General features: G+C 53.6%; 18 protein-coding genes. 3 read left to right on the top strand and 15 right to left on the bottom strand.

Going from position 1 to position 19,404, the window contains the following annotated elements:
- Positions 1 to 323: 323 nt before the first annotated feature.
- The 13 genes from hemC to JMG82_RS00585 all read right to left on the bottom strand — a co-directional run bounded on the left by hemC (position 324) and on the right by JMG82_RS00585 (position 13,853).
- Positions 324 to 1,280 (bottom strand): hydroxymethylbilane synthase, encoded by a 957-nt coding sequence (gene hemC, locus JMG82_RS00645; protein ID WP_201353019.1) that lies wholly within the window; start codon positions 1,278 to 1,280, stop codon positions 324 to 326.
- Positions 1,281 to 1,282: 2 nt separating this feature from the next.
- Positions 1,283 to 2,128, bottom strand: coding sequence for a DsbA family protein (locus JMG82_RS00640; RefSeq protein WP_201353018.1), 846 nt, complete (start codon positions 2,126 to 2,128; stop codon positions 1,283 to 1,285).
- A complete protein-coding gene (locus tag JMG82_RS00635; protein ID WP_201353017.1) occupies positions 2,082 to 2,510 on the bottom strand; it encodes an FxsA family protein in 429 nt (142 codons plus the stop codon). Before JMG82_RS00635 ends, JMG82_RS00640 begins: the two co-directional genes overlap by 47 nt.
- Entirely contained in the window at positions 2,507 to 4,270 is a 1,764-nt protein-coding gene (locus JMG82_RS00630; RefSeq protein WP_201353016.1) for a proline--tRNA ligase, read from the bottom strand. The genes JMG82_RS00635 and JMG82_RS00630 overlap by 4 nt, the downstream gene beginning before the upstream one ends.
- 69 nt (positions 4,271 to 4,339) lie before the next feature.
- Positions 4,340 to 5,647: a glutamyl-tRNA reductase gene (gene hemA, locus JMG82_RS00625; protein ID WP_201353015.1), complete on the bottom strand. Its 1,308-nt coding sequence runs from the start codon at positions 5,645 to 5,647 to the stop codon at positions 4,340 to 4,342.
- Positions 5,647 to 6,543 carry a polyprenyl synthetase family protein gene (locus JMG82_RS00620; RefSeq protein WP_201353014.1) on the bottom strand — a complete coding sequence of 299 codons (897 nt, stop codon included), beginning with the start codon at positions 6,541 to 6,543 and terminating at the stop codon, positions 5,647 to 5,649. The genes hemA and JMG82_RS00620 overlap by 1 nt, the downstream gene beginning before the upstream one ends.
- A 5-nt stretch (positions 6,544 to 6,548) precedes the next feature.
- Positions 6,549 to 6,986 carry a hypothetical protein gene (locus tag JMG82_RS00615; protein WP_201353013.1) on the bottom strand — a complete coding sequence of 146 codons (438 nt, stop codon included), beginning with the start codon at positions 6,984 to 6,986 and terminating at the stop codon, positions 6,549 to 6,551.
- Positions 6,979 to 7,260, bottom strand: a complete 282-nt coding sequence (locus JMG82_RS00610; RefSeq protein WP_201353012.1) for a DUF2018 family protein — start codon at positions 7,258 to 7,260, stop codon at positions 6,979 to 6,981. Before JMG82_RS00610 ends, JMG82_RS00615 begins: the two co-directional genes overlap by 8 nt.
- 168 nt (positions 7,261 to 7,428) lie before the next feature.
- Positions 7,429 to 10,530 (bottom strand): efflux RND transporter permease subunit, encoded by a 3,102-nt coding sequence (locus JMG82_RS00605; RefSeq protein ID WP_201353011.1) that lies wholly within the window; start codon positions 10,528 to 10,530, stop codon positions 7,429 to 7,431.
- A 2-nt stretch (positions 10,531 to 10,532) separates the two neighbouring features.
- Positions 10,533 to 10,850, bottom strand: coding sequence for a hypothetical protein (locus JMG82_RS00600; protein WP_201353010.1), 318 nt, complete (start codon positions 10,848 to 10,850; stop codon positions 10,533 to 10,535).
- A gap of 20 nt (positions 10,851 to 10,870) precedes the next feature.
- On the bottom strand, positions 10,871 to 11,797 hold the full coding sequence (gene rsmH / locus JMG82_RS00595) for a 16S rRNA (cytosine(1402)-N(4))-methyltransferase RsmH (protein ID WP_201353009.1): 927 nt from the start codon (positions 11,795 to 11,797) through the stop codon (positions 10,871 to 10,873).
- Positions 11,794 to 12,558, bottom strand: coding sequence for a DUF72 domain-containing protein (locus JMG82_RS00590; protein WP_201353008.1), 765 nt, complete (start codon positions 12,556 to 12,558; stop codon positions 11,794 to 11,796). The genes rsmH and JMG82_RS00590 overlap by 4 nt, the downstream gene beginning before the upstream one ends.
- Positions 12,558 to 13,853 (bottom strand): adenosylmethionine--8-amino-7-oxononanoate transaminase, encoded by a 1,296-nt coding sequence (locus JMG82_RS00585; protein ID WP_201353007.1) that lies wholly within the window; start codon positions 13,851 to 13,853, stop codon positions 12,558 to 12,560. The genes JMG82_RS00590 and JMG82_RS00585 overlap by 1 nt, the downstream gene beginning before the upstream one ends.
- A gap of 183 nt (positions 13,854 to 14,036) precedes the next feature.
- Here JMG82_RS00585 and JMG82_RS00580 point away from each other — a divergent pair, with 183 nt between their 5' ends.
- The 3 genes from JMG82_RS00580 to ftsZ are packed head-to-tail and all read left to right on the top strand — an operon-like array spanning position 14,037 to position 18,035.
- Positions 14,037 to 15,497, top strand: coding sequence for a peptidylprolyl isomerase (locus JMG82_RS00580; RefSeq protein ID WP_201353006.1), 1,461 nt, complete (start codon positions 14,037 to 14,039; stop codon positions 15,495 to 15,497).
- Complete coding sequence (gene ftsA, locus JMG82_RS00575) at positions 15,494 to 16,861, top strand: cell division protein FtsA (RefSeq protein WP_201353005.1); 1,368 nt, start codon at positions 15,494 to 15,496, stop codon at positions 16,859 to 16,861. Before JMG82_RS00580 ends, ftsA begins: the two co-directional genes overlap by 4 nt.
- 13 nt (positions 16,862 to 16,874) lie before the next feature.
- The gene (gene ftsZ / locus JMG82_RS00570; protein WP_201353004.1) at positions 16,875 to 18,035 is read left to right on the top strand and encodes a cell division protein FtsZ; all 1,161 of its coding nucleotides are present in this window, start codon (positions 16,875 to 16,877) and stop codon (positions 18,033 to 18,035) included.
- Positions 18,036 to 18,053: 18 nt separating this feature from the next.
- Here ftsZ and JMG82_RS00565 read toward each other — a convergent pair whose 3' ends face one another.
- Together JMG82_RS00565 and JMG82_RS00560 are read right to left on the bottom strand one after the other, a co-directional pair.
- Positions 18,054 to 18,812 (bottom strand): ABC transporter ATP-binding protein, encoded by a 759-nt coding sequence (locus JMG82_RS00565; RefSeq protein ID WP_201353003.1) that lies wholly within the window; start codon positions 18,810 to 18,812, stop codon positions 18,054 to 18,056.
- Positions 18,813 to 18,826: 14 nt separating this feature from the next.
- Positions 18,827 to 19,345, bottom strand: coding sequence for a DUF4149 domain-containing protein (locus JMG82_RS00560; RefSeq protein WP_201353002.1), 519 nt, complete (start codon positions 19,343 to 19,345; stop codon positions 18,827 to 18,829).
- Positions 19,346 to 19,404 lie beyond the last annotated feature (59 nt).

Below are 19,404 nucleotides of genomic sequence, written 5' to 3'. Positions count from 1 at the left end.
TCCTTTTGTGTATTATACCATAATAGTATTCTATATGGATATTAATCATAATTTGTATACTAATATAGTATATGCACATAAAGAGATTCGGAGGCAAAACCGTCCCGACTCGATTGGCGTGCCAACATCAGCGTTGTGCTCTCCCGCAAGCATCGGGGTTTGAACGATCGCGCTCCCGGGGGCAAATCGCGCCCCTGTCTACGGATTTCGCGGCACCGATGCCAATTTTATCGGGAACCGGGAAAAAAGTGGAGATAGCAAAAGGCAAGAAGTACAAAAATAGAAAGGGGCCATGACGCCAAAGCGGCGCCATGCGGCAGAGGTCAGAAGCGCTCGCAGCGTTCCTCTTTGAACGCCATCGCCTCGGCGCGGGCCAACAACTCCTTGGCGCCATTTTCGATCATGATATCGGCCATTTTGAGACCCATCTCCTCCGCTTCCTCTCTGGGCAATTCCAGAGTCTCCTGCAAAATTTCGGTACCGTCGGGAAGGCCTACCATCGCCCTGCCCAGAACGTTTTTTTCGTTGACTTTGGCATTGACGGCGATGGGCACCTGGCAGCTTCCTTCCAGCCGCGCCACGAAATCGCGCTCGATTTTCGCGGCCAGTTGCGAATCGGGGTCGTTGAGGGTTTCGGCGATTTTCGCCACCTCGGGATCGTCGATAATCTCGATGCCCAATGACGCCTGGCCCGACGGGGGAATCATCACATCCTCGCTGATGGGGTCGTGATAGGGAACGCTTTCAAGAAGGCCCAGGCGCTTCATCCCGACATAGGCGAGAATGATGGCGTCATACTGCCCCTCCGCCAGTTTTCTCAGTCGGGTATTGACATTGCCGCGAAGATTTTTGATGGTCAAATCCGGCCGGATCGCGCGCAGCTGCATCTGACGGCGCAGGCTGGTCGTACCGACGACGGCCCCGTGGGGAAGGTCGTCGATGGTTCTGTAGGTGTGGGAGAGAAAGACATCCCTGGTATCGTCGCGCTTGGTAATGGCCGCAAGGCGCAGTCCCTCGGGCAGTTCGGTGGGCACATCCTTGAGACTGTGAACGGCAAGATGCGCCCTGCCGGCCAACATCGCATCTTCAATCTCTTTGGTAAAGAGCCCCTTTCCGCCGATTAGGGCCAGGGGCTTGTCCAAAATTTTGTCGCCCGTCGCCGTGACGACGGCGAACTCGATGACCATATTCGGAAAGCTCTTCAGCAGCTGTGCCTTGACATATTCGGCCTGCCACATCGCAAGCTGGCTTCCCCGTGTGGCGATAATCAGTTTATCCATGACTACTTCTTCTTTTGTATGAATGTTTTGTATTTTTCACGCGTGACATCTTTTTTGCCGTCGGCGAAAACGGTCGGGGTTCCTGTCACCAGAAGTTTCCGGGACATCATACGGTCCCGATTCAGTTTCCTGTCGATCCAGCCCTGATGAATCTGCTTCGGCGTTACCGTGTAGCCCGCCTCTTTCTTGACGATTTCGAGAATCTTCTTTTCATCCTTGAGTTCGGGATCCACGGAGATTTTGTACATCTTCTCGACGATATCCATGCGCCCCTCCTTCTGCGCCAGTTCCATCACTCGCACCAGCGTTTCGGATGCCGGATGGATAGTGGTCAGGGGGAGATGGTAATAGTAGAGCGCAATGGCGTCGGGATGCTTTCTGGCCGCTTTGAGTATATCGGGCACCGACATGCGGCAGAAGGGGCACAGGGGATCGGAAAAGAGCACAATCTTGTGTTTTGCATCGGGATTGCCGTAGAGCAGATGATCCTTGCTGTAGATATCTTTCGGCATTTTCGGCTGAATCATCGAGCGCACGTCGCGGCCCGTCTTCCTGTCGACAAGTTCCGACGTGATGAGATCTTTGCTGACAAACAGAATATCGTCAAATTTGATCCGTCGCGTCTCCTTGCCGCGCGTCAGATTGATGTCGAGAGAGACCACATAGGCCGACCATCCTTTGATACCGGGAATCGGCAGTTTGTCGTCGATTCTGGCGTCGTTGATCTTCACCTGTGGATTTCTGCTCAGCTTTCTTTTGACATAATGGATCACATCGCCGTCACCGCCCGCAAAGGCGAGACTACCTGCGATCATCATGATGCTCAATGATTTCAACATCGATGACATCCGTTTCTCCTTCATCTAATGGATTGGTATCTATATGGCTTTTCGTGCGCTTTTTACGGGCGAGTTTCGAGGCCAGCAGATTGGTAAAGACGCCAAACTGCAGCAGCACGCCGACGATATCGGTCAAAAATCCGGGAACGATCAGCAACAGTGCACCGATAAGTGCCGCCATATTCTGGTTCTGGAACGTTTCGGGGGTGATATCCCCTTCCGTCATCGCCCGCAGGATTTCGAAAAAAGTATAACGGAAGTTCGTTAACAGAAGCAAACCGGCGATGGCGCTGACAATCACCTCCACAAAGGTCCAGAAGGGGCCGATGGCGGAAGAAATTTCGACCGAAACCAGTATCTCCAGAAAGAGATAGAGCAGAAAATAGATCATCGGATCGTTTCCACCAGCTGCCGTACCGCTTCTTCCACGGGAAGCTCCCTTTTTTCAAGCGACTGCCGATTGACCAGTTCGACCATGCCGTCGGCAAGTCTCTTTCCCACCACGATGGCGTAGGGGAAACCGATCAGTTCGAAATCTTTCATTTTGAAGCCGAACCGCTCCGCCCGATCATCAAGCAGCACATCCACACCGGCATCAAGAAGCTGCCGGTAGATCGTTTCACCCGTCTCTTTCTGTGCCTCATCCTTGATGTTGCCGACGATTACGACCGCTTCGAAAGGGGCCACGGAAAGAGGCCAGATGGAGCCTCTTTCATCGTGGTGTTGTTCAATGACCGCAGCGAGCAGGCGGCTGACACCGATGCCGTAAGTCCCCATCACGAAAGGGCGCGCCTTGCCGTTTTGATCGAGGAATGTGGCACCGAGCGGCTCGGAGTAGCGGGTGCCGAGCTGGAAGATATGCCCCACTTCGATCCCTTTGGTGTAGGAGAGTTTTCCGCCGCATTTCACGCAGGCGTCCCCTTCCTGTGTCTGTGCCAGGTCGGTGAACTCCAGATCCTTCAAAACACTCAGATCGGCTCCGACGATGTGGTAATCTTTCTCGTTGGCCCCGCAGATCATGTTTTTTGCATCTTTCAGCCCTTCGTCGAAAACCATTCGGACATTTAGATGCGCTCTCTCTTCATGGTAGGGCGGTGCCCCCTCCATCGCGCCGACGTTGCGGATCAGATCAACCGGCCCCATGTATCCGGGTACGAGTCCGACCGCCTCGAGCTCCTCCTCGGATGCATCGACCAGTTCGTTCGCACCGACGGCGTTGGCCGCCTTGACCTCCTGGAGTTCATCATTTCCACGCAGGAAAAAGAGGACGATTTCACTTCTGCCTTCGTCATAAATCGCCTTTTTGGCTACCGTTTTGACAAGATAATGGGGATCGACGTAGAAAAATCGCGACAGATCCTCGATCGTAGTGATCCCCGGCGTATGGAACTTGTTCAGGTCGGCTTCCGGTGCTTCCGCTTCGGTTTCGGGCCTTTTGCGTTTCGCCGCTTCGATGTTGGCAGCGTATTCGCACCCTTCGCAGACGACGATCGTATCCTCTCCGCTGTCGGCGAGCACCATGAACTCTTTGCTTCCCTCGCCTCCGATGGCACCGCTGTCGGCTTCGACGACCCGGAAATCGAGCCCCATGCGGGTGAAAATTTTGCGGTAGGTCGCTTCCATCAGATTGAATTCGCGTATCATGTCCTCACGGTCGGCATGGAAACTGTAACCGTCTTTCATAATGAATTCACGCCCGCGCATCAGACCGAAACGCGGTCGTGCCTCGTCGCGGAACTTGAGATTGATCTGATAGAGGTTCAGCGGCAGCTGCTTGTAGCTGCTGACGAACTGCTTGGCGAGTTCGACCATCATCTCCTCGTGGGTCGGTCCCAGAACGAATTCGTTGCCTTTGCGGTCTTCAAAACGGAGCAGTTCCGCTCCATACTTTTCGTAACGGCCGCTCTTCTTCCACAGCTCCGCCGGCGTGACGAACCCGAGCTGGACCTCCTGAGAGCCTGCCGCGTCGAGCTCCTCCTTGACGATGGTCCGCACTTTGTCGAGCACCTTTTTGCCCAGTGGCAGAAAATCGTAGATGCCGCTGGCCACCTGATGGATGAATCCGCCGCGCACGAGGTAGATATGGCTGGGCAGCACCGCATCCTTGGGCGCCTCTTTGAGGGTTGGAATCAACATTTTGGAAAATCGCACGTTCTTACCTTTTTGTCATGGGTGTATTGGTTGTTAAAAATTCAATCTCTTTTCACTTGTCAGTCTTCACTATTTTATGTCGTCCTTCATAATAAACTCGCACTTGTACTTGTCGCCCATCTTCACCTCGGCGTCGGTATCGAATATATACTTGATCGCTTCGATTATCGTATCGGCGCGCGGCTGGTCGGCCACGGCACGCAGGCGCACGGTCGGGTCGTGGAGAAACTTCTTGAAAGCGTTGTGGACGAGACGTTCCACGTTTTCACGCGACTCCGGCGTGATGAATCCCTTCTTTACGGCGCGTTCCACCTCCGCCAATGCCGACTTTTTGGCCTTGAGACGGATCTCCTTGATGAGCGGATCGATCATCATCGATTGCAGCCACCTGAAAAACTCCATCGTGTAGCGCCCGACGATCTCGTAGGCTTTTCGTGCCTGTTCCCGGCGCATCGAAAGATTGGTATCGACGATCTGCTGAAGATCGTCGACGGCGTAGACGTTGACGTTTTTGCCGCTTATGACATCCACATCGCGGGGAACCGCCAGGTCGAACCAGTGGCGCTCGAATGTCGCCGGCTGCACCATCTCATCGGTAATCACGGCATGGGACGCGCCTGTTGCCGTAAAAAGAAGACGGTAACGGTTGATATATTCCGGCAGTGCGTGGAACGGTTCCACGTCGATACGTTCGCCCACCTCTTCGGCGATCGCCTTGGCTCGCTCCATCGAACGGTTGAAGATGATGACGTTGCAGCCGTTGGCCACCAGATGCTGCGCCACGATACGGCTCATCTCTCCCGCTCCCACGACCAGCCCCGTGAAACCGCCCAGGTTGCCTCCCATGACCTCTTTGGCCTGTGTGACCGCAGCTCCCGCCACCGACACGGGGCTCTTGGAGATATCGGTGGAGTTGCGCACCTCGGCGGCACATTTGAAGGCGAAGTGGATGACGCGCGCCAGTTTCTGCGAACAGTAGCCGTTTTCGTAGGCGAAGCGGAAGGCATCTTTGAGCTGCCCTGCAATCTGCGTCTCCCCCACCACCAGTGAATCGAGCGAAGAAGCAACAGCGAAGATATGGTGCACCGCTCCTTCATCCTCGTAGACGTCGGCCCGTCCTTCCAACTCCTCGACAGAAAGAGCGCTGTGGTGGTGCAAAACCATGAATATGGCATCGAGCGCAGCGGAAGGGTTCGATGTGCTGACGATGAATTCGACCCTGTTGCACGTAGAAAGAAGAATCGCCTCGTTAACCCCGTGAACATCGAGAACGGAACGGAGTGCCCGGTGTTTCTCTTCCGCGTCCGAAAAAGCCAGCTTCTCCCGAACGACGATATCGGTATTTTTGTGGGAATAGCTCACGACGAGATACTGCATCAAAACTCCCTTTCGATCATCGCCGTGACGATCTCGGCCAGTGAGGTTTCGCCCTCCCCTTCCATGAGCGCGACCGCCTCCTCTCCCAGCTCTTTGGCGTAGAGATAGGCCCTGCGCAGCGCCCCGGTCTCTTCCATCATACCTGTAATCCACGCTCTCTCTTCATCCGTGAGCGGCTTTCGATGGAGGGAAACAAGACGCTCTTTCGCCGTTTCGTCGAGAGATTCGTAGAGGTAGATATAAGGAAGTGTCGTTTTGCCCTCTTCGAAATCGTGCATCGCCGGCTTGCCGAGCCGTTCGGACGTCTGGGTGATGTCGAGAATGTCGTCGATGATCTGAAAGGCGATGCCGAGATTTTTGCCGTAAATGCCGTAGATTTTTTCATCTTTTCCGGCCAGCAATGCCGCCGATGCGGCGGTCGCCTCAATCAGCGCCGCCGTCTTCTGATAAATCATCCGCATATAGGCGGCCACGTCGGGGTTGAAGCGATCCGAAAGGCGCACATCCATAAGCTCCCCGATGCTCAGTTGCGTTACGGCGCGGGCCACGGTGGAGGCGATTTTCCTCTCGAATGCCGTCAGCTCCTCGAATCCTTTGGAATAGAGGATGTCTCCCATCATGATCGCCTGCTTGCTCCCTTCGGTCGCGTTCATCGAAGGCACGCCGCGGCGCGTCATCGCATCATCGATCACATCGTCATGAAGCAGGCTCGCCGCATGGATCATTTCGATAACCGCGGCCAGCACGACGGCTCTGTCGTCACTTTTCGCCACTTTCAGCACCAGTTTCGCGCGAAGACGCTTCCCATGCGGCAGCGCTTCGAAAAGTTTCGCCACCTCGTCGTTTTCCAGCTCGGCGATGTATTCGCGCATCTTCGATTCAACAGCTTCAAGCATCGTCTCTACTTCCCTTTTACATAAAATACTTCACTCGCTTCGTCGCTTCTGATCTTCATATCGATGTGAGCTTCCCGCTTTCGGGGATCGAAAGCCGTGAAAATCAACAGCGCGAAAGGTGTTTCCAACTGCATTGGCGTGGCGTCGTTCGGCCTTGAGAAAAGATCGATGCGAAAGGCGTTGCGTTTGTAGCCGGTGTAGAGCAGCGGCTGAAACCTGTGCCCGTCGTAATCGACATGCATGACAAGTCCGCCGTTTTTGTAAAGTGTCCACCTGAACGCAAGCCGATGACTCTTTTCGTTCGCATCTATCCGGACATGCTGAACCTGATCTTTTTTCAAAGCAAACGTATCGTAATGGCTCCATGCCTCGTTGGGATCGTTCGCCCCCGCTCCCAACAGCAGAGACGAAACGAACAGCAAAACGGCGACGGCCCTACTCATTCTGCGTCAGAATGTCCGCCGTCAATCCGATGTATTTGCTTGCCATGCAATCCTCGAGCTCTTCGGACGGAAGTGCCGAGTGCCGCCGCACTTCGTTCTCGAGGGCCTCTTCGCCGATTTTCTCTTCGAGCATCGACTCCACGATACACAGACGCATCACCAGCTTGTCGATCTCGTTTTCCACGAGATTGCGGTTGGCATGGTAGACAATGTCGAAAAATTTTCTCTTCGGCGATCCGCCCGTAAAGATATCCTCTTCATCTTCGAATAACATGTTTCCCCCTATGAATTGTGTTTCGATCCGGTCTTAAAAGCCATTATTATACCACTAATAGCTTACAGATGGCAGGCATGGCAGGGTGAAAAACGGTTTGCCTCCGATCACGCTTTTTCTCCCCGGCCGCATGAGGGTGCAAAAGCGATGGATTTTTTGCGACTTCCCCTACGCCTTCACCCTGTAGAGTACCGAAAAGAGCAGCGGAACGAAGTAGAGATTAAGAACCGTCGCCCAGATCAGACCGAAACCGAGGGTCACCGCCATGGGCTGGAGTATCAGAGCCTGCCCGGAAGCGAAAAACATTAGCGACGAAAGTCCCAGAACAGTGGTGAGGGATGTGAGCAGAATCGGCCGCAATCGCAGTCTGGCCCTCTCCAGCAGTTCGTCGATGGAGCGCGTATGTTTGATGAAATCGATCATGATCAGCCCATCGTTGACCACCACCCCCGAAAGACCCACGATGCCGATGAGACTCGGCATCGTGATATTCATTCCCATGACGATGTGGCCGATCAGCACGCCGAAGATCGAAAGAGGAATCGTCGTCAGCGTAATCAACGGCAGGGCGATGGAGTCGAACATCCAGACAAGCGCGACGAATATCAGAAAAATCGCCACGACGGCGGACTGAATGATCTCTCTTCTGACGGTACGGTTCTCCTTCTCCTCTCCTTTGATATCGATCGACACACCCTCTTTTTCGAGTTTTACAAAAAGGGGGGCGAGCCGGTCCATCACTTCGCCGGAAGTGACGAATTTTTTGTTCAAGGAGGCATAGACAGTGCTGACTCGTTTTCCGTCGACTTTGTAGATTTTCGCGAAGCTCTTTTTGTGCCCGATATCGACAATCTCCGAAAGTTTCACCCACTGCATCCTTCCGGGTACCTGAAGTTCAAAATGCAAAAACCGCTCGTAACGGTCCTTGAACCTCTCCTGAAGCCGGATGCGCACCAATCCCTCCTCGTTGAACATCTTTCCGTACTCGCCTTCCAGAAAGAAGGGCTGCAGCGCCTGCGTGACCAGCACTTCGTTGAATCCAAGACGCTGGCCATAACGGTTGACTCTTAGTTTTAGCTCATCCTCGCCCAGCATGGCATCGTCCGTGATGTTTTCGACCCCTTTTATCTCCTGCAGCACCTTTTCGACGCTTTTGAGGGCGTATGCCACCTTTTCGGGAGCCCCGCCGAAGGAGAGTTCGATATCGCTTTTGACGATGCCCGCCTGGGGCACGATGACGTTGATCTCCTTGAAAAGGGGACCGTAGCTGTCCTTCATCTTTCGGAAAGGCTCGACGATGCTCTGAATCTGCCCGGCGATCTCCTGGGCCGAGTGGACACGCATCATGTCGCTGTCGTCGTATTCGGGACTCAGCCAGGGATTGAGATACCTGTCGAAAAAGTTCTTCGGGACCGGTTCGTGCAGATTCACGAAAATGTGAAAGAGATTGTCGGCGTGTTCTCCTTTGTTGTTGCTGTCCACCTTCAGGCCGATGACCGCCGTCAAAGAGGCGACATCTCTTCTATCAAGTCTTTTCAGAAGCGCCGCTTCGAGTTTCGAGACGATCTTTTCGTTGTCCCGCAGGTCGTTGTTGATGTCCACCTCGCCATTGATGTATATCTGCGTCGTATCGAAATCGGGGAAGAGTTGAAATTTGCTCTGTTTCGCCAACAGCCACGTTGCCAGCACGATCGCGCCGACCATCAGGGGAAGCGACAGATACCTGTAGTGGACCAGAGGTTTGAGAACGGCACGGTACACGGCGTAGTTGCGTGCCCAGAAACGGCGTGTGAAACTCATTTCATGCGTCGGTTTGAGCATATCTTTCGCATGCAGCGGCAGAAAATAGAAAGCTTCGAAAAGCGAACTGAGCAGCAGTACCGTGATCATCACCGGCAACACCTTGATGAACTCCCCCAGCTGGCCGCTGAGCATGAGCAGGGGAAGAAATGCGAAAACGGTGGTCATCGTCGCTGTCAGCACAGCGGGAAACATCTCCACCGCCCCTTTGAGAGCCGCTTCCTGCGGCGGCATTCCCTCTTCGATGTAGCGGTAGATATTCTCCGCCACGACGATCGCCTCGTCCACCAGCATCCCCAGCGCGATCAGCGCCCCCAGCAGTGTCAGCATATTGAGACTGTAGTCGAGAATTTCGAGGGCCACCAGGCCGATCATGAAACTGACAGGAATACCGATGGCGACGACCAGGGCGATGCGGGCGTTGACGAAAAGCAGCATGGAGAGAAAGACCAGAAAGAGACCGAAGATGATGTTGGAGACAACCGTGTTGAGGCGGTTTTTTATCCAGACGGAGGTATCGGTATAGACGTCGAAAGTCAGCTGCGGATATCTCTTTTTGTACCCCTCGAGCATCCGCCTTATCTCTTTGGAAAGGGCGATGGCATTGCCCCGCTCCGACTTGCTGACGGAGATGGAGACGTTTTTGATACCGTTGAAATGCGAAATCTCCTCAGGATCGCTGAGCTGGAACCTCACGGTGGCCACATCCTTGAGAAGAATACTCTTCCCGTCGACCTTGAGAATCGTGTTTTCCAGCTCTTTCGCCTTTTTTTCACCGTTTATGGTACTGATGAAATAGTGTTCCCCCCGCTGCTTCACGGCACCGACAGGAAAGATCGAAGCAAGCTGGGAGAGCGCATTGATCAAAGAGCGGTAGGAGACCCCGAGCGCCTTCGCCTTTTCGCTGTCGATGTAGATGTCGAGTTCGTCATCCGCGTCGCCGTATATGACGATGTCGCTGAGTTCCCTGAGATTGGCAAGATCGTTTTTGATCTCGTCCGCCACGGCGAGCAGTTCCTTCTTCTTCGTATCGCCCGCGACGGCGATGAGTACCAGGGGAAAATTGCGTTTGGCGATCTTGGCGATCGGTTCGTCCATGTCTGCCGGAAGATCCCTGCGGATGTTGGCGACGATATCTTTGGCATCATCAAGCGTCAGGGAGGGATCGTTCCCCGGCTTGATATCGGCACCGATCGAAAAGGCGCCGTTCTTGATGACCGATTCGATCGTATCGATTTCACTTAGATTCTTGAGCCCGTCCTCGATCGTATGAACGGCCATTTTGTCCAGTATATCCGCGCTCGCACCGCTGTAGTGCCCTGTGATGACGACCCTATCGAGCGTGCCGGGCGGAAAGATCTCCTTGGGGATATTGTGGTAGGCGAAAATCGAAAGAAGGAGCAAGAACGCGAGAAAAATATGGTTCAGTATCGGCTTTTCGATTCCGAAACGGATGAATTTTTCGATCATGGTCAGAAGATGGTGTCGAGAATCTGGTTTTTGACCTTCAATCCCTCCACTTTCCGTTTCAAAAGCTTGTTCTCTTCCAGAAGGGCACCGTACTGGGTTTCGAGTCGGTCGATGGCACGGCTTTGATAATAGATAGAGTTTCTAAGATATATCTTCGGCAGCAAAAGGAGGAGAGCAATGGCAATAGAGATTAAAACCAAAAGTAAAAACTGCCAATCAGCCGTGCCGTCGTAAGTGGCCTCACTGATACTATCGACCAGTTCCGTTTTTTCTTTAGCGGTCGTCGAGGTTTTTTTTTCGGCTGCCGCTTTTTTCGACACCTTTTTTTCCGCCAACGCTTCTACTCCTTGAATTTGAAACAGCGCAGTTTCGCACTGCGGCTTCTTGGATTCTCTTTCAGCTCCGAGGCGGAAGCCGTTACAGGTTTACGGCCGAGCTGTTTGCCAAGGGCATGGCCGCCGCCGCAGGAACACCGGAACGCTTCGGGGGGACAGATGCACTCGGTACTCCACTTTCTGAAACGCTGCTTCACTAGCCTGTCCTCCAGCGAATGGAATGTGATCAGGCCGACGACCGCCCCTTTGGGCGGCATCTTTTCGAGAATATCCAAAAGCCGCTCGATCTCTCCCAATTCATCGTTTACTTCGATGCGTATCGCCTGGAAAAGCGCCGTGGCGGGATTGGTCTTTCCCCGTTTTGGGATGACACGGCCAAGAATCTCCGCCAGCTCCAACCCGCTTGCGATCGGTTTTTCGGCCCGCGCCTCCACGATCGCCCTGGCCGCTCTTTTGTAGGCGCGCTCTTCGGCGTACTCCCTGAAAATGCGCTCGAGCTCCTCCTGCGGATAGCGGTTGACGACCTCGTAGGCACTCAATGGGGCTTCGGGATCCATCCGCATATCGAGGTTTTCCGAAAGAAAACTGAATCCCCTCTCCTTTTTGTCCAGCTGAAGTGATGAGACACCGAAATCGGCCAGAACACCGGCGACAGGAAGCGTCAAAAGAGACGGCAGCAGATCGGAAAAGCGTCCCTGTTTCGCCTCGAAACGCTCCTTAAACGGTGCGAGGCGTTTCGTCGCATAGGCGATCGCTTCCGGATCACGGTCGATTCCAATGAGACGGATCTTCGGAAATTTTTCCAAAATCGCTTCGCTGTGGCCGCCATACCCCAGCGTGCAGTCGATGAAGAAGCCCTCGCGGGGCATCGCTTCGAAACAGCGCAGAACCTCTTCCAGAAGAACAGGAACGTGGGGAATTTTTTCGTTCATCGCGTTTCCGAATCTTTTTGCGAATTATAGCTTATTCCGAGCATTCTCATCAGAGTCATCGCGTTCATGACGGCATATCCGCCGAAATCGTTGTTGAAATAGACGAAGATCGCCCGCAGTGACCGGATCTCCTTTTTGAGACGATCGGCCCATGCCGCCAGCGTCGCGTCGTCGTAACTTCCCCCGTAATGCCCCGTCGGTCCGTGAAAACGGAGATAGCCGAAATCGGCCGTCGCGATCCAATCCATCTGCCGTTTCCCGAAATCGTTGACACAAAGTGCCACATTGTAGCTTTTGAGCAGGTTGAAAATGTCGTCGTTCAGCCAGCTTGCATGGCGGAATTCGATCGTGTAGCGATATCCGTTGGGAAGCAGTTGAAGAAAATCGGCGAGCAGTTCCCGGTCCAGATGCAGCGAAGGTGGAAGCTGGAAGAGTATGGTCCCGAGTTTCGGCTTCAGCGGCTTGACCAGATGAAGGTAGCGGTAAAGGTCCTCTTCGACATCTTTGAGTTTACGATAATGGGTGATGCCCCGGTAGGCCTTGAGCGAAAAGAGAAAGTCGTTCGGCGACATCTGCGCCCAGTGCTCTGTCGTCTTCAGACGGGGCAGATGGTAGAAGGTGCTGTTGAGCTCGACCGTTTTGAAACGGCGCATATAGTATTCGAAAAAGTGCGATTTCGCAAGATCCTCGGGATAGAAAACCCCGCGCCAGTGCTCGTAATAAAAACCCGAGGTTCCAACCCGAATGTTCGAATCCGCCATCACAGGCTCCTTATGGCATCGTAGGCCGTTTCGATCATGGTTGCCATCTCCTCTTTCGTGATAATGTAGGGAGGCATGAAATAGAGGACATGCCCCAGAGGACGGATGAAAACACCCCGCTTGAGGCAGTAGTCGAAAAGTTTGAGATTGACCCGCTCTTCAGGGCGGTACCCCTTAAGTTCCACCGCTGCGATCAGCCCCTGCTGCCGGACATCCCTGACGTTGGGCAGCTTCCCGAAAGGCTCGAGAAGCTCCGTCATCCATCGAATTTTTTCACGGTTGCTCTTTAGCACATTCTCTGTTTCGAAAATATCCAATACCGCATTGGCACAGCTGCATCCGAGCGGGTTTCCGGTATAGCTGTGGGAGTGGAGAAAGGCTCTGTATTCAAGATAGTCGCAGTAAAAACGGCTGTAGATTTCGTCGGTCGTCAACACAGCGGCGAGGGGCATATACCCGCCGGTGAGCCCTTTGGAGAGGCACATGAAATCGGGAACGACATCCGCCTGCTCGCAGGCGAACATCGTACCGGTCCGACCGAATCCGACGGCGATCTCGTCGGCGATAAAGTGCACGCCGTAGGCTTCGCACAGCTTCTTGGCAAGGCTCAGATAACGGGGATGGTACATGTGCATGTATCCGGCACACTGTACCAGCGGCTCCACGATCAGTGCGGAAATCTCTCCTCCGCGCTCTTTGAGAATACCTTCGAGGGCGATTGCCGCGTTTTCGGCCGCTTCGACACTCCGGTCTTCCGGCACCGGCGTCTGTAGGGAGCGGATGAGGATCGGTTCGTAGGTCTTCTTGTAGAGTGCCACGTCACCGACGGAGAGCGCCCCGATCGTCTCGCCGTGGTAGCTGTTGGTCAGGGAGAGAAAGAGCGGTCTCCTCTCCCCCGCGTTGAGGTGGGCGTGGTAACTCATCTTGAGTGCCACTTCGATCGCGCTGGAACCATTGTCGGCGAAGAAGAGTTTTTCCAGACCGCCCGGAGCGATACGGCAGAGCCTTTCGGCCAGCCGCACCGCCGGTTCGTGGGTGAAACCGGCCAGCAGCACATGCTCAAGGGTCGCCGCCTGTTCGGAAAGCTTCCGGGTGATGTAGGGATGGGCATGACCGAAAAGGTTGACCCACCAGCTGCTGATACCGTCGATGAACCGGTTGCCTTCGAAATCTTCGAGCCAGACGCCCCTGCCCGATCTGACAGGCACCAGAGGCAGCCGTTCATGATCTTTCATCTGGGTGCACGGGTGCCATATGTGAGCCAGGTCACGCTCCGTCACTTCGCTGTTTTTCACGGCATTTCCCCTCATTTCTGTCAATATTTGTAAACTTTTTTGACAAGTTGTAAAGTATTGACAAAATATCGGTAAATTCGGCGCTAAAGCGTTAAATTTAAACCGAAATTAATTTCAAATCAAATAAAATCAGTTAATCAATTATACCGCATAAACATCAAAGGCTTTTGAATGATCTCTTGGATGCAGAAACACAGAAAATATCTAGTCATCACCATCTGGATCAGCACGATCGCTTTCGTCGGCGCCGGTTTTGTGGGATGGGGCACCTACCAGTACGGAAGCAAAAGCAACAGCGTCGCGCTCGTCGGCGACATTCCCGTTTCGCTGGAAGAGTTTCAGCAGGCCTACGGAAATGCCTTTGAGCAGTACAACCGTGCAATGGGTGGCACGCTAGATGAAGCGACCGCCAGAAAAATGGGGCTTCAAAAACAGGTTCTGCAATCGCTTGTCTACCAGGCACTCGTCAAAAATTTCGCAAAAGACCACGGCATCGTGGTCAGTGACGAAGAGGTGCAAAAGGCGATTCTTGCGATTCCCGCATTCCAAAAAGACGGGAAATTCGACAAAAACACCTATCTCGCCGTGCTTCAGAACATGCGGATGAAACCAAAGGCGTTCGAAGAGAGTCTCAAAAGCGAAATCCTGATCAAGAAGACACTCTCCCTGCTCTCTTCCGACGCGGCACCGCTGGAGGTTGAAGCCTTCGGCGCGGCGCTTTTCATGGCCGACAGACTCCGCTACAAAGTCTTCACGGCCGACGATGTCACCGTAAAGGCGGATGAAAAGGAACTGAAGAAATACTGGGAAGCGCACAAAGAGGCCTACATGACCCCCAAACGTTTCAAACTGGCGATCCTCTGGGTCGAACCCTCCGACGAAACACCCTCCGATACCGAAATCGAAAGCTATTACAAAGAGAACCGAACCGATTTCGTGAATGAAAAGGGAGAGATTCTCCCCCTCGAATCGGCAAAAGAGAAGATCGTGGAAGCAATTCGCCTCAAACACGCGAAGAAAAAGGCTCAGCTTGCGTATATCGATCTTAAGAAAGGGAAAAAGAGTGCGAGCGAGGAGCGTGTTGTCGATGCGGGAGACCCACTTTTTGACACGAAGACATGGGAGGCGATCGAAGGCGCCGTTGCCGGGACGACCCTCAAACCCAAAATCGTAGGCGGCAGGTACGCGGTCATCAAAATCGAAAAGATGATTCTGCCCAAGCCGAAAAGTTTCGAGGAAGCCTACAATGATGTCAAAAACGACTTCATGAAGATAAAACGTGCCGAAGCGTTGAAAAAAGTCGCACAAAAGTCGAGCGAAAATCTTACGGATGCACAGGAATCTGACTATGTGACACGTGACAGCGTTGACAAACTTCCCCCTTTGACGAAAGCCGAAGCCTCCCTCTTTCTGCGGCAGCTTTTCAGTGCGAAAAAGGCCAGGGGCGCGATACTTCTTGACAACAAAGCTGTCAGTTATGCGATAGTGGAACAAAAGTTGCTTGACAGTGACAAACTGAAAGAGCACGAGGCGTTTGTCAAAGAGAATGCAGGAAAGATCAAATCCAATCTTCTCCAAAACAATCTGATAACGCAGCTGCAGCAAAAATATCCGATCGAGATATTTCTAAAGGAAGCTGAGTGAGCAAACCTCTCCTCGCCATTGATATCGGATCGAGCAAAATCAGCGTTGTCATCGCTGAAAAGAGAGAGAACACGATCCATGTCATAGGCTCGGGCGTCGCCAAATCCCAGGGTGTCCGCAAAGGAACGATCACCAATATCGAATTGACGACACGTTCGATCCGTCAGGCACTAAGCGATGCCAAACGCGTCGCCGGTACCGTCGCTTCCAAGGCGATCATCTCGATCTCCGGTGCCTACACCCGTTCGATCAACAGTTCCGGGATCGTCAACATCCCCCAGCAGGAGATCGGCATCAGTGAGATCAACCGCGTCATGCAGACAGCCCTCTACAATGCCAATATCCCCAACGAGTATGAGGTCCTTCATGTTCTTCCTTACAACTTCAAAGTGGACGAGCAGGAGTTCATCGAAGATCCTTTCGGCATGAACGCGAGCCGGCTCGAGGTCGATACCCATATCATCACGGCCCAGAAATCGAGCCTCAGCAATCTCAAAAAAGCGGTCAAGTCAGCCGGCATCGAGATCGACAATGTCGTCCTCGCGGGCTACGCTTCCGCTATCTCCGTACTCAATGACGACGAAAGGGAGTTGGGTGTCTGCGTCATCGACATGGGCGGTTCAACCTGCGAGATGGTCGTCCATTCGGGCAACTCCATCCGTTTCAACACGTTTCTGGCTGTCGGATCGAACCATATTACCAACGACCTCTCGATGGCGCTGCACACTCCCTTGCATGTCGCCGAGCGGATCAAGCTCGAATACGGCTCGCTCCGTTCCCCCTCCAGCGACCTGATCGAGATCCCCGTCATCGGCGACGAGGAGGAGAATCACGAAATCTCCCTGGAGATTGTCTACAACGTCATCCAGGCGCGTGTGCAGGAGACCCTTATGATTCTTGCCAAAGAGCTGGAAAAGAGCAATCTCCGCGACCAGATCGGAGCGGGCATCGTCCTCACAGGAGGCATGACCAAACTCGACGGCATCAGAGAACTGGCCATGGCGATCTTCGACAACATGCCCGTCCGCATCGCCAGACCATCCCCTGTCGAGGGGGATTTCGAACCGCTCAACGATCCCGCCTTCGCGACGGTCATGGGACTGCTCGAATACGGGGCGGGAGGATATACCCAGTACGAAATCGATTCCCATAGAAAGATGCTTCACAAGAAAGAGCCTATCACGACCGACGAGGGAGAATTGCCCACCATTTCGCCGACCTCCACCGGTCAGGAAAAAGAGAATAGCATCAAACTGAAAAACGAGGATGTCAAACAGACCCTTGCGCGCGTCGCGCAGGAAGACAAAGAAACATTCGGCCAGTCACTGAAAAAGTTCTGGCATTGGATGACACAAATATTCTAGGAAGGAGAGAAGAGTGCCCGGATTCACCATAGAGGAGTCAGTTACAGTCAGTGGAGCGAAAATAAAAGCGATCGGTGTCGGCGGCGGCGGCGGCAACATGATCAACCATATGATTCACCAGGGAATCGACGGAATCGATCTGATCGTGGCGAACACCGATGCCCAGGCGTTGGAAACATCGAAAGCTTCCTACAAGATCCAGCTGGGAGAGAAGCTAACAAAAGGGCTCGGTGCCGGAATGAAACCGGAAGTCGGTCAGGAGTCGGCGCTCGAGAGTTACGACACGATCAAAGAGGTCCTAGCCGGTGCCGATATCGTGTTCGTGTCGTCGGGGCTTGGCGGTGGCACCGGAACGGGTGCCGCCCCCATTATCGCACAGGCGGCGAAAGAGGTCGGTGCGCTTACCGTTTCGGTCGTCACGAAACCTTTCCGATTCGAAGGACGAAAACGGATGAAACTCGCCGAAACGGGACTCGAACAGCTCAAAAAAGAGAGCGACTCGATCATCGTCATCCCCAACGAAAAGCTTTTGAGCATCGTCGACAAAAATCTCGGTATCAAAGAGAGTTTCAAACTGGTCGACAACATTCTTGCACGAGCCGTCAGCGGCATCAGCAACGTCATCGTTTCACGGGGCGAGCACGACATCAACCTCGACTTCGCGGATGTCAACACCGTCATGAGCCACCGTGGACTCGCCCTGATGGGCGTCGGTGAAGCCTCCGGACAGAGTGCGGCCTACGAGGCGATCAAAAACGCCATCGAATCACCGCTTCTAGACAGCATGGATATCAAGGGGGCGATGGGCGTACTCGTGCATTTCCATATCCATCCGGACTATCCGATTCTGGAGATCAGCGAAGCGATGAGCATCGTCGAGGACAACGCGGACGAAGATGCCCACGTTATCTTCGGAACCACGACCGACGAGTCGCTCTCTGTCGACGAAGTCAAAATCACGATCGTCGCCACGGGTTTCGAAAGCGCAGAGGGGCATGCCAAAGAGGAGGAGAAGAAGGCTGAAACAAAAAAACAGCAGATCACCCTGATGCAGCCCGAAGAGAACGCGGAAGCCGCCATTCCGGTCAGCACACCCCGTGTCAAAGTGGTTGGCGGCTACGACAACGAAGATATCCTCGACATTCCGACCTGGATGCGCAATCAGATGGACTGATTCCTTCTGCGCGTACTCCTATCCTTCCTGAAACTGGATGGGGCCTTCGCTCTTCCCATCCAGAAACTGTCTGACGTAGGGGTTCGTTGTCGCCTTGAAGTGCTCGGCGTCCCCGAATTCTATAATCTTTCCGTCATAGAGCATCGCGAAATAGTCTCCCGCTTTGAAACTCTCTTTTATGTCGTGCGAAATGAGCACCGAAGTGACGCCGAGTGTCTTTTTCAGATGAACGATCATCTTCGATATCAGGTCACTGGTGATGGGGTCGAGTCCGCTCGTAGGTTCGTCATAGAGAATGATACGAGGCCCCAGGACGATCGTGCGGGCCAGGCCCACGCGTTTGCGCATGCCGCCGCTTAGTTCATCGGGATAGAGATCGATCACCTCTTTGGGCTTGAGCGCGACCATCTCCAGGCACTCGACAATCCGGCTGCGTATCGCATCCTCCGTCATATCGGTGTGTTCCCTGAGAGGAAAGGCGACATTTTCGTAAACGTTCATACTGTCGAAAAGGGCACCGCTTTGAAAGAGAAAACCCACCTTTTTGCGAATGGCGCGGATCTGCTCTTCGTCGGCACGGCCTATCTCTTCGCCATCGACCCATATCTCTCCCTCATCCGGTTTGAGCAGTCCGACAATATGTTTGATTATCGTCGACTTTCCTCCGCCTGAAAGTCCGAGAATGACGGTGGTCTTGCCCTCCGGAATAGTCAGGTCCACCCCTTTTAGAACCTCTTTGGGACCAAAGCGTTTTTTCAAGCCTTTGATTTCAATCATTCCATCCCCTGGCGTCAGACGATCTTTCGGTAGAGGTATCGTCCCAGTAGTACGGTCAATGCTACCACAAAGATCTTGAAATCCCACTCAGACATCATATGGGCATTCTGGAAGAGCTTGTTGTTCAAAATCGTCTCCCCCTGCCGCTGAAACTCTACAATCTGGGGCGTGTAGTAGAGCGTAAACATAAAGCCGGTCCAGACAGTAACAAAAGCGCTGTAGAAAGTGATCTGGTCACGGTAGAAACGGAGAAAATGGTACCCCTCCGCAAAAAGTATGAGCGTGCACGCGATATTGACAAGCCAGTTCATTTTCAGGAAGATCTGCGTCATGATGATCCCCTCCTGATAGTGGCTCAATACCCCTCCGCCCAGCAGATCGTCGGCATGGAAGACAACCGGTGCCGCGAAAACCCCGGCACAAATCCCGGCACCCAGCGTGATGCCAAGGATCAACAGATAGCCGATCCACAGTTTTTTCGGCATCGACAGTTCGATGGGGGATCTGGGTGGGTTGGTTGGGCTGGATGGCATGAATTCTCCTTTTTACTGATTATGGGCAGAGCCCATGCTTTTGCCGGGATACTCCGTCC

It is taken from the genome of Hydrogenimonas urashimensis (genome assembly GCF_016593255.1).
GTDB lineage: Bacteria > Campylobacterota > Campylobacteria > Campylobacterales > Hydrogenimonadaceae > Hydrogenimonas > Hydrogenimonas urashimensis.
This window is presented reverse-complemented; position numbering and strand designations above follow the sequence as displayed.